Raw genomic sequence first — 14,149 nt, 5'->3', positions numbered from 1 at the left:
TGAAAATGGCAAACATGCACAAAGATCTACTTATCCTTTGTGCATGTTTGCCAGTAATGCAATATAAACAGCCATTGCTTCTCGAAAATCACGAATATCAATGCCGGTTTTTTCTATGAATTTATCCAAACGATACTGCAGGCTGTTGCGGTGCATATATAGCGTTTTAGCAGCAACAGAGACATTTAGATTACACTGAATAAAGGTTTCAATTGTTTGGAGAATGTCTTCATCATCTGAAAATTCTTGTAGAATTGCATTCGAGAGCTCTTTACGAAAGCTTTCGTTTGTTTGATCAACCAATAAAAATGGGATGGATTCAGAGAAGGATAACACAGACTTGTCTGAGTATGTGAAAGCTGTACGTGCACTTGAAAGTATCGAGCTATAATGTTCTCCCGTATTGGTTAATTGTTGTGAATAAGGTCCAGCAAAAAAGTGAATATTGACATACAAATCGCTCATGAGGACATCAATAATCTGTTCATATGAAATGCTTTCATCATCATTCTCAGCTTTCTCTTCAATGATAATTCCTTCCTGCTCGTTCTCCCAAAGTATCGGAACAGGAGAAGAGAAAAATTCATAGAGCGATTCTTTAAATGATTGAGGATCCATTTGATCTTCTCTAATAGAGAAATAAACAAAGCGAAAAGGGCAGGCCGTGACATTGCCAGATGCGTCATCTGTTTCAATTATATTTCTCCATTTTTTTTCGGCCTCTGTAAGCGCAGGAAAACTTGCTTGGTATGGTGTGAGAAATGCCGACAGAAGAGTGAGGTCCCTACCTGACAGCTCCTCCTTCAGTATGCCAATCACTTGATCTTGTTCGAACCGAAACCACCTGTAGTTTTCTTCATTAGCTTCTTTTTTGTTTAAATTTTGGTGAAAAATAATGGATGGAAAAATGTTTTGTAGCTGCTCTAACATATGAAAACCTCTTTCTCATGACCTTGTTATAATTATAGCAATGATAACATGATTAAAAAATAAATTATTGGATTTTTGCCTCATCTTTCTATCGCTATACATGAAACTAATCGTTTGTTATAGTAGGTAGAGTAAGAAAATCGGAGGAGGATTTAATTTGCCTAACATTTATGACAGTGCGTATGACTTAGAAAAAGCGATACGTGAAAGTGAAGAATTTAAGAGCTTAAAACTTGCATATGATGCAGTAATGAATGATGCAACTGCAAAGCAAATGTTCGATAATTTCCGTGATACCCAAATGGCTTTACAAGAAAAACAAATGCAAGGTCAGGAAATTACAGAGGAAGAAGTTGAGAAAGCTCGTCAGGTTGTTGAGCTTGTCCAACAGCATGAAGACATCTCTAAATTAATGGAAGAAGAACAACGATTAAATACGGTAATTAATGATGTAAGTCGCATTATTACGAAGCCATTAGAAGAATTATATGGCGCGCCTGAAGATACGCAACAATAATTTTATATCGATAAAAAGCCCACAATTTTGTGGGCTTTTTTTACGTAAAAATTTTATCAAGTAAGCAATGAAAAACATTAAGGTCGAAGCAATAAAAACGCACATAGAAGCTAAAGTATAGTAAATGTGAGTTTTTCTAATGGGGGAGGCAGGAAGTTCACCTCTGCATGGCGAAGGAGATAGAAAGACTTTTAAAAGGGGATGGAATGATGAAGTATGTAGTAATGGAGGAAAAGGGCGATATTACTCATATCTCCTTAGACCGTGCAGCAAAATACAACGCTTTAAATAAAGAGATGTTGGAGGAGCTTGTGGAAACAGTTAAGCATACTAAGAATAGTAAAGCGAAGGTGGTTGTTTTATCTGGAAAAGGAAGCGCTTTCTGTTCTGGTGGAGATATTCGTATGATGGAAGATTTTTCAGATAAGGTGTATTTTGATGGGGTCATGGGAACCATTAAAGAATTAGTGATGGAGTTATATACGATGCCTAAAATCGTTATTTCTGCTATACATGGAGCTGCTGCTGGCTTAGGACTTAGTATTGCGCTAACGGCTGACTATGTCATCGCAGAGCGAGATGCAAAATTAGGCATGCTATTTCTCGGTATAGGATTGCTGCCAGATGGAGGCGGTCATTTCTTTTTACAGCAACGAATTGGAATTCAAAGAGCGAAACAATTTACTTGGGGGATGCAACAAATTGACGGACAGCAAGCAAAGGAGATAGGTTTAGTTGATATGTTGTCAGATGAGGAAGCGATCGTTACAGCAAAAGGTCTGGCGGAAAAACTACTAAAATCACCGCTTATTGCTATGCTAAAGACAAAAGAGCTATATCATTCACGTGAAAAAGAAAGTCTCGCCTCCTTTTTATCTGATGAACAACAAGCACAGTGGGAACTAAGGCAAACACAAGATCATCAAGAAGGTGTGCGAGCCTTCTTAGAGAAAAGAAAACCTGTTTTTAATGGAAAATAAAGACCAACAGTCTGGAACTGTTGGTCTTATTACAATAATGTGGAAACTTTATCGGTGAAATAGAATTAGCTTTGCTTCTGGTGTGACACATCGGTGGGTGTGTCCCTGGAAGCCGGCTTCCTCTAATCTTGCCTGCCCAACAGTTTTTGCTTCATCGTCAGTTGGAGCGGTAAAGGATTCATCTAACAGTTTCTCACCGGAATCATCAAATACAGTTAAAGCATAAGTACGCATTTTTAAGTCCCTCCCTATGTATTGAACGTCTTTTACTTATATTCTGTATATACCCTAAAAATCCTTTTTTGCACATAGGATAACAAAAGGTATTGAACTCGATAAATGAACGACGTAAGAAAAGAGTATAGGAATAGGGTTATTAGCACGACTATACAATATACCTTTCACTAAGTATATAAAATCAATGTTTCTTTAAAAGAGGGGGAAATGAAAATAGCAGTTGCCAAGGTAACCCGTATATGCTATTATATCGATGTACGATATATCGGGTTGCGATGTATTTGTCATTATGATTATTGCAAAAAAACATTGAAACAAAACAGTGGAAAATACGTACTACTTAGTAGAGGGGGAATGAAAGGTGACACTTGTATTAAAAAATGTAACAAAACAGTTTGGCAGTCATAAAGCTGTGGATAACCTTTCTTTAGAAATTCCGGAAAGTGAAATGTTTGGATTTTTAGGGGGAAATGGAGCAGGTAAGACAACAACCTTCCGAATGATCCTTGGTTTGCTTGATCGGACCGATGGTGAAATCTCTTGGAATGGGGAAAGAATTAATTATGGTAAAAGCCATCTTATTGGGTATCTTCCCGAAGAAAGGGGGCTATATCCAAAGCTAACAGTTAAAGAACAGCTTATTTATTTGGGGAAATTACGTGGTATGAATAAAAGCGGTGTTGTGAAAGAACTGGAAAGCTGGTTGGAACGTTTTAAGGTTCCAGAGTACATGAATAAAAAAGTAGAGGAGCTTTCCAAAGGAAACCAACAGAAAATCCAATTTATTTCTGCTATTATTCATAAGCCCAAATTATTAATCTTAGATGAGCCTTTTTCAGGACTGGATCCAGTCAATGTTGAAATGTTAAAAGAGGCTGTAGTTGATTTAAAAGAAAAAGGCACCTCGATTGTGTTCTCATCACATCGAATGGAACATGTGGAAGAACTATGTGAACATCTATGTATTTTACATAAAGGGAAACCAGTTGTTCAAGGTTCTCTAAGGGATATTAAGCGCTCCTTTGGTAGGAAAAACCTCATAATCCGTGGAGATGAGGATTTTGCTTTTCTAAAAGATCATCCTGGTGTTGTCAGCTACAAAAAATACATGGATGGCTGTACAATTCAAATTGAAAACGAAGACGTTTCTCAAACAATCTTCTCTGCTCTTCAAGGAAAAGGCTTTATCCGCAAATTTGAATTAGAAGAGCCATCTCTGAATGATATATTTATTGAGAAGGTTGGTGCTTCTTATGAGTAAATTCTGGATTATTATGTCCCATACCTATATGAGTCGAATCAAAACAAAATCTTTTATTATCAGTACCTTGATTACACTTTTATTCATTGTAGCAGCTACAAACTTTCAAACAATTATTGATGCATTTTCGGACGGCGAGAATGACCAGTTTGCAGTTATTGATGAGTCAGGAGAACTTTATGAACCACTGCAACAGGGAATACAGGCGGCAAATGAAGAAATAGATGTATCTTTATTTGATGGAACAGAGGAAGCTGCGAAAGATGCAGTGCAGGATGAAGAGTATCAAGCATTACTCGTTTTATCTTTAAATGAAAACGGGTTACCTGAAGGGAATTACTATGCAAACAATATTTCTGACTCGGGTAATCAAACCTTTATCCAGCAACAAATGCAGCAAATAAAAGTAGCTTATGCCACACAGCAACAAGGTGTTGATCAGTCGACACTCGCAGAAATTTCAGCACCGGTTACCTTTAATACCGAGGCGCTTGATACGTCGGCAAAAACGGATGAAGAGCTGAGTCAGGCAAGAGGGATAGTTTATGTTATGTTATTTTTACTTTACATGGCTGTCATTACCTATGGAAATATGATCGCTACAGATGTCGCCACAGAAAAATCTTCACGCGTCATGGAAATTCTTGTGTCTAGTGCTCCCCCAGTAACGCATATGTTTGCCAAAATAATTGGTATTGCGCTTCTAGGGTTAACACAGGTCATCCTATTCCTTGGAGTCGGGTACGCGATGATCCAAGCTAACCAGGATAATATGACTGGCGGATTTTTCTCGGTCTTTGGGTTAGGTGATGTGTCCATCTCTGTGTACATTTATGCAATTGTATTTTTTGTTCTAGGCTATTTGCTTTACGCAACATTAGCAGCAATGCTCGGTTCGCTTGTTAGTCGAATAGAAGATGTACACCAATTAATCATGCCAATGATCTTTTTAATCATGATTGCATTCTTTATTGCGATATTTGGTCTAAATGCCCCTGAATCAGAATTAATCAAAATTACGTCGTTTATCCCATTCTTCTCCCCAATGATCATGTTCTTAAGAGTGGGAATGCTCGATATTCCAATATGGGAAGTCGCACTATCTATTGGCATTCTTGTAGGCACGATCGCGTTACTAGCAATCATCGGAGCCCGTGTATACAAAGGCGGCGTTCTGATGTATGGAAAATCAAGTTCATTAAAAGACTTTAAAAAGGCACTGGCCTTATCGAAAAAAGAATAGCAACGTAAGAGCTACCTAGTCACGTTCAAGTTATATGAGAGTGGGTTCGAATTTTAAAGTGAAATTCGAATTCGCTCGTTTTTTTATGTGAAGCATATCTTGTCAGCATCACCGCCCGAGAACGAGAGAACATCCCCGAGAGCTTTATTTCTAAAGGATACTCTCCTCTTGCATGGGTAATAGAACGTGCATTCTGTTTAGGGGTTTGCTAAAATAGAAGAAGAGGTGAAAAGATGAATAGCATTAGGTTTCTTCACGCAGCAGATCTGCACTTAGACAGTCCGTTTATCGGTTTGGCACATGCGCCAAAGTCAGTTCTTGATTCAATTAGAGAAAGCACATTCCTTGCACTTGATAACCTTGTGCAAACAGCTATTGAAAAACAAGTTGATTTTGTGTTAATTACCGGAGATTTATTTGATAATGAAAAACAGAGTTTAAAAGCACAAATTCGCTTAAAGAAGGCTTTCGAGTTACTTGCTTCGCAAAATATTATGGTTTATTTATCTTATGGCAATCATGATTACATAAAAGGAAATATTCATCCGATTACTTATCCAGATAATGTATGTATCTTTCCAGATGAACAGGTGAGATCTTTTGTTCATTATAAGGAAGGTCAGTCGGCTGCAAAAATATATGGATTTAGTTATGAAAATAGGGCAGTTACAGAAGGTAAGGCTAGTGAATACATTATATCGGACACTACAATTCCTTTTCATATCGCGATGTTGCATGGCAGTATACAGTCGAATACAGACCATGACATGTATGCGCCTTTCCAACTAAGTGAACTGGTGGAAAAGGATTTCCATTACTGGGCACTGGGGCACATACATCAGCGACAAGTATTGAAGGAATCTCCTCCTGTTATATACCCTGGTAATATACAAGGGAGGCACCGTAAAGAAACAGGTGAGAAAGGCTGCTATATTGTTGAGTTATCAGCATCCTCGTGCAAAACACAGTTTATCCCACTTCAGGCAATCCAGTATACCAAGCTATCAGTTAATGCTATTGCCTGTTCCGAAATTCATCAGCTGGAACAAGAGATCCAGAAAGCCTGCCGTCAAATAATAAGAGACCATCCACAAATGGTTGATCTTTCTATTGTCGGAGACCAAAAGAAATTAGCAGCATGGGATCAAGAAGGTTTGTTAGAGGAAGTGATTGAAATCTCTAATGCTTCCATGCAATCAGAGTTACATTGGTGTCACATATTCCGTTATCGTCCGGAAGTTGACTATAGTACGATTGACCCTTTCTTATATGAAGGGGACCACTTCATAGGCGAGTTAGTCAGACAAATAGATGAGGCGTCCATCGAGCCTTTATTCAAGGATTTATTTAAACAGAAACAGGCAAGAAAATATGTCGAAACATTTTCAGAGGAAGAAGTGGCAAAAATTAAAAATGAAGCTCAACATATTTTGATAAAAGGTTTAATGGATGAATGAGGTGAGAAGAATGTATATCGAAAAGGCAACCATATATGGATTTGGAACATGGGTGGATAAGACCATTGAATTCCCTAAATTAGGTCCTGTCGTTATATATGGTGAAAATGAATCTGGGAAGTCAACATTACAAGCATTCATCCTATTTATGCTTTTTGGCCTCCCACCAAAGCAGCGAAACTTCTATAAACCGAGAACAAGCGGGAAAATGGGAGGTAGGCTGACGGTGATCGATCCAGATACAGGCAGGATCACGATTGAAAGATTAGATACAATGCGTAATGGGGCAGCACTTTGTTATGCGGAAAACGGGGCCGAATATGATGAAACCTGGTTAAGAAGTAGACTGAAGGGGATGACAGAGCAAACATATCGATCCATTTTTTCCTTCTCAGCAAGCGATCTAGCAAACCTTCCAAAAATGAAAGAAGAAGACCTGGGGGAAGTTCTATTAGGAATTGGGTTGACGGGCTCTACTGCTATCCACTCGCTCGAGACTAGCCTTGAGAGCCAAATTAACAGACTGTATAAACCTTCTGGTAAAAAGCCACTCATTAACGAGCAGCTAAGCAAACTTGAAGCCCGTTCCAATCATTTGCAATCTGAAAAAGCACACGAGGCAACTTATAGGGAGAAAAAGGAGAAGGTCCTAAAACTTTACGATACGATAGAAGAGACGCAACAAAGACTGCAAAAGAATAAAGCTACGTTAACCTTAAATGAACGAAAGCTCCAAGCTCTTCCAGATTTGAAAAACTATGCGTCGGTACTGAAACAATTAGAACAGTTCCCAGAAAAAGTTCCTTTCCCCGAAAATGGAATGGAACGCATGCAACAGGTGAAGGATAAACTGTTGCCAATAAAAAGTGAACACGCTTTGTTACAGGAAAATCAAAAAAAGTATGGTGAGACGCTTTCTTCACTGAATGAAAACTTTAAAGAGGTAGATGGGGAGAAGCTTCAATATGCCTACAAACTAAGAAAACAGGCAGAAGAATACCTTGCAGAAAAAAAAGAGATTATCAATATTCAAAAGCAAAAAGAACAGATTGAAAACCAAGTGGAACAAGAATTGGATCAGTTACATATTGATTTGAATAAGGAACTGCTACATGAAATAAACCTTCCTTTTCATACAGAAAAAACGTGGAGTCAATTGAAAACAGAACAGGATACGTTAGCTATTGAACAGTCAAAGCATGTGGAAGAAAGCCATCAGCTGAAAAAAGATCGAACACGTCTTTTGTCCCAAGCTGAGAGTCTTGAAGAGAACCTCCTTTCAGAGGAACGTGTTAAAGAACTAAAAAGTAAAATTCATGAATTAAATTCTAATAACACAGGAACGTTCTCTGATAGTGAATTAAGGTCAGATCAGAATACATGGGAAAAGTGGAAGCAAAAGAAGAAGAAAACCTACCAGGCTGTGTTTTTTTACATTTTAGGATTAGCCATACTCTTAGGTGTTATTGGCACAATTGTAGAAACTTACACATACTACATGTTTGCAGGTGTTTCTATCATTGTTGGGGTGTTACAGTGGTGGTCAGGGAAGCATGCGCTAACTGAAGTCGAGGCATTTACAAATGCAAAGGAAAATACTTCAGTAACAATGGTAGAAAAAAGAGAAGCTGAACAGCAACTACTAAAGCACGAAAACGTTTCTACAGAAATTGCTACATTAGAGGCACAATTAAAGTCTCTTGATCATACCTTTGCCGGATGGCAAGAAAGAGGGGAACAACTAAAAAATAGACAAACTCTCCTGAATAAAAAAATAGAAAACGAAAGGCAGCAATATTCTTTTCTGTTAGGAATAAATGTAATCTATTGGCCTGATGTCTACCATCATCTAAAACATCTCATTCGACAATCTCGGGAGGAAAATCGTCTTACAGAAACCTTAAATCAACTAGAGAGTAAGCAGCAGAGATTCTCTCAAGAGCTAAAAGTGTTTTTAAGTTCATTCATAAAGGGAACAGTAGATAAAACACAGGAAGACCTGTTAACATTACTCGAGGAGTGGATACAAGGTAACGAAAAGAATGAGAGTCAAAAGTTGCATTATCAGCAACTTTACAAAGAAACAACCGAGCAGCTTCACAGTGCAGAGAAAAAGCTTTCTATATATGAGGCAGCTCATATGGAACTATTGCAGTATGCAGAGGTGGATGGAGAGAATGCATTTTATAAGCGCGCAAATCTCCTAGCTGAGAAAGAACAATTGCAAGAGACTTCATCTAGACTAGAGCAATTGCTTCAACCATTCTTACATGAAGAAAACACACACAATAGTCTTGTTACCTCAGATGAAACAGAAATGGTAGAACATATTAATAGAGAAAAACAGCGTATTACCATGCTAGAAAGTGATTTAGAAAATCAGCGTCAATTGATAGCTGATGTAAAGGCAGAACTCTCACAATTAGAATCTTCTGGAGAGTATTCAGAAGCTCTACATGTTTTTTCTATGGAGAAAGAAGAATTCCAACAATCTGTTCGAAAGTGGGCAGTCATTAAAACAGCGAAAGAGATGCTTGTAGAGACAAAACGAAAATACAGGGATAAATATTTAGCCAGAGTAATGGAAAAAACGAATGAATATTTTCAATTGCTTACAGGGGAAAAATATCAAAACGTTTATGCCCCCGTGGAGGGGAAAGTGTTTCAGGTTGAGACAACTGACCATGTTCGTTTTACAGTTAACGAACTATCACAAGGGACAAAGGACCAACTATATATTTCCCTTCGACTTGCGATTAGTGAGATTATGAGTGAAAAGCATCGCTTACCCTTTATTTTAGATGACGCGTTTGTGCACTTTGATTCCACAAGAACAGAGCGAATGTTTCAGCTTATTAAAGCTCTGTCAAACAAGCAACAAATTTTACTTTTTACGTGTAATGAAGATTTTATAAAATATTTTGAATTAGAAAATATTATCCAACTGAAAAATTCTGTTCGCATAAACTGACAAATAATGATAAACTATTTGCAGATTAATAATTGCAAGTGGAGGGACATCCATTGCCTGAGAAGAATATAACAACTGATTGGGATAAATATGACGAAACGATTGAGAAATTTATTCAGGTGATTGCCAAAAATATGAACCTTTATGGCATCACATCTTCCGTAGGCCGCTTATACGGTGTGCTTTACTTTGCTGATCAACCAATGACCTTGGATGACATGCGCGATGCCCTTGAAATGAGTAAGACAAGTATGTCTACAGGGGTTCGGGCTCTCTCGGATATGAAAATGGTTGAGTCCACGTTTAAAAAAGGTATTCGAAAGGATTTATATAAATCAGAAGAAGATTGGTATAAATCGTTCACTTCCCTTTTCGGGAACCGTTGGAGACAGCACACGGAAACAAATATAGAAGAGGCAGATGAAGCAATTGCTGAACTAGAAGAAATCATTCAAAGCACGGAAGATGCTGAATTGAAAGAGAAGATTCAAGACGATATTGAACGATTGCGTTATGCGCAGAATTATTATGAATGGTTGATGAAGTTTATTCAGGTCATTGAATCTGGGAAAATATTTGATTATATTCCTAAAAATAATAAGTAACAGCTGGAGATTGACATAATGAAGGCTTTTGGCCTGTTTTAAGTCAGTCTTCTTTTTTAATGTAAGATATATAAAAAATGCGCAGATGTTTAGAGGGGAGAAACTAGTTCACTAAGCGCTATTCTTATAATACGGGGGGAAGAGAATGAATAAAGGTATAGGTTATGCAAGTGTAGGGGAAGCGATCGACAGTTTTATGCTTATTAAGGAAGCTTCAAAGGGATTGACTAGTGGAGGAAAACCGTTCCTTACACTGATCCTAAGAGACGCCACAGGAGAGATTGAAGCAAAGTTATGGGACGCTACAAAGGAAGATGAAGCATTATTTATCCCGGAAAAAATTATTAAGGTATCAGGTGAAGTAAATCAGTTCCGAGGGAAACCGCAATTAAAAATTCTCGCGGTGAGGCCGGCGCAGCCGACAGATGACGTACATGTATCAGACTTTGTTGAAAAAGCACCGGTGAGTAAAGATATACTTATGGATAAATTGACCGAGGCCATCTTTGAGATGAAGAATCCTACGTTACAACGAATTACCAGAGCATTTATTAAAAAGTATCAGGAAAATTTACTTTTATATCCAGCTGCAACAAAGAATCATCATGAATATGTGTCTGGCCTGGCCCATCATATTGTCAGCATGTTGGGGATAGCAAGACAAATACATCAATTATATCCAGAAGTAAATAAAGATTTGCTGTATGCAGGCATTATTCTACATGATCTAGGGAAGTTAAGAGAATTGTCAGGAATGGTTACAACATCGTACACCATTGAAGGGAAATTGCTCGGGCATATACCGATAATGGTAGAAGAAATCGGTCTAATGGCAAGAGAATTACAAATTGAGGGAGAAGAAGAGACCCTCATCTTACAACACTTAATTTTGTCCCACCATGGTAAAGCAGAGTGGGGTAGTCCAAAGCCGCCTTTAGTACGGGAGGCAGAGATTTTACACTTAATTGATTTAATGGATGCGAAGATGAATATGCTAAATCGTGCGTTGGATAAAGTGAAACCAGGTGAATTTACCGATCGGTTGTTTGCCATGGATAATCGAGCATTCTACAAGCCCTCATTCGAAGAATAAAGATATCGGTCATTATTTAAACTTCTAGAACATATATATCTGATAGAGAATATGGACAAGGAGGCCGAATAATGATACTAGGAGTACCTTGGTGGGTTTTTATGCTGGTTATTCTAATCTTTTTGAGTGGATATATGGCAATGCGCGCAATGTTGGCAGAGAGAAGGCTGGAACAACAATTTATTGAAAAAGAGGGAAAGGTATATATGGACCGTTTAGAAGCGGAAAGAGTGAATAAACAACAGCAAAAAGAGCACATATCAGATTAAATAGAAATCAAAAGAGGATGCCCATTCGTATGAGCATCCTCTTTTGATATATTGTTTATAGAAACGTTGAATTTAGCCTTGAGCTTCCTCTTGTTCAGGCTCTTCAAAGATATCTTCCAAACCATCAACTTTAATATCTACTTTCGCATCCTTAATCAAACCATTGATTTTTTCTTGTGCTGCGGTTGGATCCATTTTTTGCGTTACAAGTTCACGACGAAGATCATCTTTCACATCTTCAAATTCACCGATGCTTTCTTCTTTTTCGCGCTTGTCATTTACGCGGATAATATGGAATCCGTGCTGTGATGCAACTGGATCACTGATTTTTCCTTTTTCAAGGCTGTATGCAGCATCTTCAAATTCAGCAACCATCTCGCCTGCAGAGAAATACCCGAGATCTCCGCCTTCTTCAGCTGATGCTTCATCAGTAGAATATTCTTTTGCTAAATCAGCAAAATCTTCGCCATTGTCTAACTTTTCCTTTACTTCATTTGCTGTTTCCTCATCAGCGACAAGGATGTGTGATGCATCAATTTCTGTATTTTTACGATCATACAATTCTTGAAGCTCTTCATCAGTTATTTTAATATCTTCTGATACAGCAGCTTCTTGTAACAAGCTAATTTCAATTACGTCGCGGAAAGCATCTTCACTTCCGAATTGTTGTTTAACCGCGTTTTCGTATTGATCGCCTAACTCTTCTTTCATTTTTTCGATTTCGCTGTCTACCTGTTCTTCTGTAACATCATACTTGTCCTGCAAAACTTCAACAGTAACCAACTCACGAAGTACATCTTCGCCATAAGTGTCTTTAAGCTTTTGATAGAAATCTTCTTTTGTAATATCCCCGGCAGCAGTTTCTACGACCACTTCTGAATCTGCTTCGTCAGAGTTACAAGCAGACAGAGTCAAAATACCTGCTGTCAGTGTTGCAGCAATTGCTAATTTTTTCAATTATGAACACTCCTAATCTTTTTCTTGCGTTTTGTTTTTACTATTGATTAATATAACATATTTTATGTAAAAAAAATATAGTTCTATTGTTAGGCTATGCCATGACATTTAACACTCGAAGGTAGGAGCATACGAGTAGGATAAGAACCATAATGTTAATTGTCCGGAATACCTTCCTTTGTTTTAATATTTCCATTTCCATCTTCTTGCAGAATCTATCTGTAAGAGAATTAAATATAAATAAGACAAAAGCTGCGAAAAGTAAATACATGATAAGCATAATCGACCTCCTCGTTCCCAGTTCACAATGTAAAAGTACACACTTTCTTCTAATTATCCTATTCTTAACTTTAACAAAAGATTATCAATCTGAACAGACCAATCCTCTTAGCTGCTAAAGAAATGGGGATATATTACCGTGTTTCCTTTAATAAAGAATTGTTCTTGTCTAACTTATAGACAGGATTATGAATGGAATTGTATCATTTTAATATATTAAAGAACCTTTTGCCAAGAAAAGAATCTATAAAAAAAGACCTGGAATATCCAGATCTTAAAGGTGCTTTTCCTTTATCAGTATGTCAAAGCCGTCTTTCCGACTATCGATGAAACAACTTTTAGGGGCTTTTCCAATATGATTCACATAAAGAAAATCAAGGTATGACATGCCGATATGCACAGATGTAAACATTAAGATGTAAACGGAATAATCAATGAACAAATAGCTCGCAATAATTCCTGGGATGCTAATTAAAATAGTTGGTGCAATTGCTACTATGAGTGAGACTTTTTTTGTCAGATGAAATTTCGTATAATAGTTAAAAACAGGTAATCTTTTATTTTTTAATTTAAATATAATTTTTAATCGCTTATTTAGTATAATCAATGGTAGGATATGCATTAGTGAATGCAATGCAGGTAATAACAATAATGCCAATATAAAAGGTAAAAAACCTGCTTCGTCAACTTTATTTGTACCTTGGGCAATTGTAATAGGCACATAAAGAAATATGAAGGATAACAAGCCGATCAAAAATGACAAAAGATATATTCGATTATTCCCAAGTTCTTTCGTAAGGTTAATGGATTTCCAGCAATTCATTTTTGATCCCTCCAGTATCTTCTTGATGAGACTTTTAATCCTTCATGAATAATAGTACGATTGGAGAGAAAAATCAATAGTTTTTTGTGCATTTTTATAAAAGATTTACAGCGGAGCTTTAACGGTGTTGGAAAAGGGGGTTCGAGAGGTTGGGAAGAACGGAATATAACGACAATGCTGCCTTTCATTTGCAACTGCTTTCTAAAGTGATCGATCTTAATAAATTCCCTATGATAAAGATGGTGTTAGAGAAAAATGTGACAGACTCAGAGTATAACGAATTAATCCAGTTATTGAGCAGGTTAAATGAAAAATATGAAGTACAACAAGAGGAAGGCCTTCTTGACTACAGTTCACTTCTTATTGAATTTGCTGGAATGCTAAGTGAAAAGCTTGATCCCGACGCAACAATTTATGCATTAAAAAAAGAAGGGTATTACCCTTCCTTAATGGCAGCATTTATAAAAATTATTGAAAAAGACAAACGTAAATATAAACGAGGGAGAAGTTATTAATCCCTCGTTTAT

At 37.2% G+C, this 14,149-nt stretch carries 14 protein-coding genes; 10 read left to right on the top strand and 4 right to left on the bottom strand.

Translation table 11 applies throughout. The annotated features are described in order from the left end of the window. Nucleotides 1-30: 30 nt before the first annotated feature. The gene (locus tag ACTWPF_RS13490) at nt 31-930 is read right to left on the bottom strand and encodes a PucR family transcriptional regulator (protein WP_443149419.1); all 900 of its coding nucleotides are present in this window, start codon (nt 928-930) and stop codon (nt 31-33) included. Nucleotides 931-1,087: 157 nt separating this feature from the next. On the opposite strand from ACTWPF_RS13490, the gene ACTWPF_RS13485 reads away from it, so the two are divergent. Both ACTWPF_RS13485 and ACTWPF_RS13480 read left to right on the top strand, forming a co-directional pair. Beyond that, nucleotides 1,088-1,447: a YlbF family regulator gene (locus tag ACTWPF_RS13485; protein ID WP_036574100.1), complete on the top strand. Its 360-nt coding sequence runs from the start codon at nt 1,088-1,090 to the stop codon at nt 1,445-1,447. Nucleotides 1,448-1,614: 167 nt separating this feature from the next. Continuing rightward, nucleotides 1,615-2,427: an enoyl-CoA hydratase gene (locus tag ACTWPF_RS13480; RefSeq protein ID WP_443149418.1), complete on the top strand. Its 813-nt coding sequence runs from the start codon at nt 1,615-1,617 to the stop codon at nt 2,425-2,427. 48 nt (nt 2,428-2,475) lie between these two features. Here ACTWPF_RS13480 and ACTWPF_RS13475 read toward each other — a convergent pair whose 3' ends face one another. Then, entirely contained in the window at nt 2,476-2,661 is a 186-nt protein-coding gene (locus ACTWPF_RS13475; RefSeq protein ID WP_106896246.1) for a YhzD family protein, read from the bottom strand. Between the two features lie 364 nt (nt 2,662-3,025). On the opposite strand from ACTWPF_RS13475, the gene ACTWPF_RS13470 reads away from it, so the two are divergent. The 7 genes from ACTWPF_RS13470 to ACTWPF_RS13440 all read left to right on the top strand — a co-directional run bounded on the left by ACTWPF_RS13470 (nt 3,026) and on the right by ACTWPF_RS13440 (nt 11,563). Continuing rightward, on the top strand, nt 3,026-3,925 hold the full coding sequence (locus ACTWPF_RS13470; protein WP_106896247.1) for an ABC transporter ATP-binding protein: 900 nt from the start codon (nt 3,026-3,028) through the stop codon (nt 3,923-3,925). Continuing rightward, nucleotides 3,918-5,168 carry an ABC transporter permease gene (locus tag ACTWPF_RS13465; RefSeq protein WP_106896248.1) on the top strand — a complete coding sequence of 417 codons (1,251 nt, stop codon included), beginning with the start codon at nt 3,918-3,920 and terminating at the stop codon, nt 5,166-5,168. The genes ACTWPF_RS13470 and ACTWPF_RS13465 overlap by 8 nt, the downstream gene beginning before the upstream one ends. 233 nt (nt 5,169-5,401) lie before the next feature. Next, nucleotides 5,402-6,625, top strand: coding sequence for a metallophosphoesterase family protein (locus tag ACTWPF_RS13460; protein WP_443149417.1), 1,224 nt, complete (start codon nt 5,402-5,404; stop codon nt 6,623-6,625). A gap of 10 nt (nt 6,626-6,635) precedes the next feature. Further along, entirely contained in the window at nt 6,636-9,596 is a 2,961-nt protein-coding gene (locus tag ACTWPF_RS13455) for an AAA family ATPase (RefSeq protein ID WP_443149416.1), read from the top strand. 53 nt (nt 9,597-9,649) lie between these two features. Further along, on the top strand, nt 9,650-10,201 hold the full coding sequence (locus ACTWPF_RS13450; RefSeq protein ID WP_036574079.1) for a GbsR/MarR family transcriptional regulator: 552 nt from the start codon (nt 9,650-9,652) through the stop codon (nt 10,199-10,201). Nucleotides 10,202-10,346: 145 nt separating this feature from the next. After that, nucleotides 10,347-11,294, top strand: coding sequence for a 3'-5' exoribonuclease YhaM (yhaM, locus tag ACTWPF_RS13445; protein ID WP_443149415.1), 948 nt, complete (start codon nt 10,347-10,349; stop codon nt 11,292-11,294). A 71-nt stretch (nt 11,295-11,365) separates the two neighbouring features. After that, entirely contained in the window at nt 11,366-11,563 is a 198-nt protein-coding gene (locus tag ACTWPF_RS13440) for a sporulation YhaL family protein (protein ID WP_051557696.1), read from the top strand. Between the two features lie 72 nt (nt 11,564-11,635). On the opposite strand, the gene ACTWPF_RS13435 is transcribed toward ACTWPF_RS13440, so the two are convergent. Together ACTWPF_RS13435 and ACTWPF_RS13430 are read right to left on the bottom strand one after the other, a co-directional pair. After that, on the bottom strand, nt 11,636-12,520 hold the full coding sequence (locus ACTWPF_RS13435) for a peptidylprolyl isomerase (protein ID WP_238018602.1): 885 nt from the start codon (nt 12,518-12,520) through the stop codon (nt 11,636-11,638). A 553-nt stretch (nt 12,521-13,073) separates the two neighbouring features. Beyond that, on the bottom strand, nt 13,074-13,622 hold the full coding sequence (locus ACTWPF_RS13430; RefSeq protein WP_036574072.1) for a DUF3267 domain-containing protein: 549 nt from the start codon (nt 13,620-13,622) through the stop codon (nt 13,074-13,076). 149 nt (nt 13,623-13,771) lie between these two features. Between ACTWPF_RS13430 and ACTWPF_RS13425 the strand changes: the two genes are divergently transcribed. Continuing rightward, complete coding sequence (locus ACTWPF_RS13425; protein ID WP_238018600.1) at nt 13,772-14,137, top strand: DUF1878 family protein; 366 nt, start codon at nt 13,772-13,774, stop codon at nt 14,135-14,137. Nucleotides 14,138-14,149: the final 12 nt, after the last annotated feature.

Origin of the sequence: Oceanobacillus sp. M65, assembly GCF_052246275.1 — a bacterium.
GTDB lineage: Bacteria > Bacillota > Bacilli > Bacillales > Amphibacillaceae > Oceanobacillus_B > Oceanobacillus_B jordanicus.
This window is presented reverse-complemented; position numbering and strand designations above follow the sequence as displayed.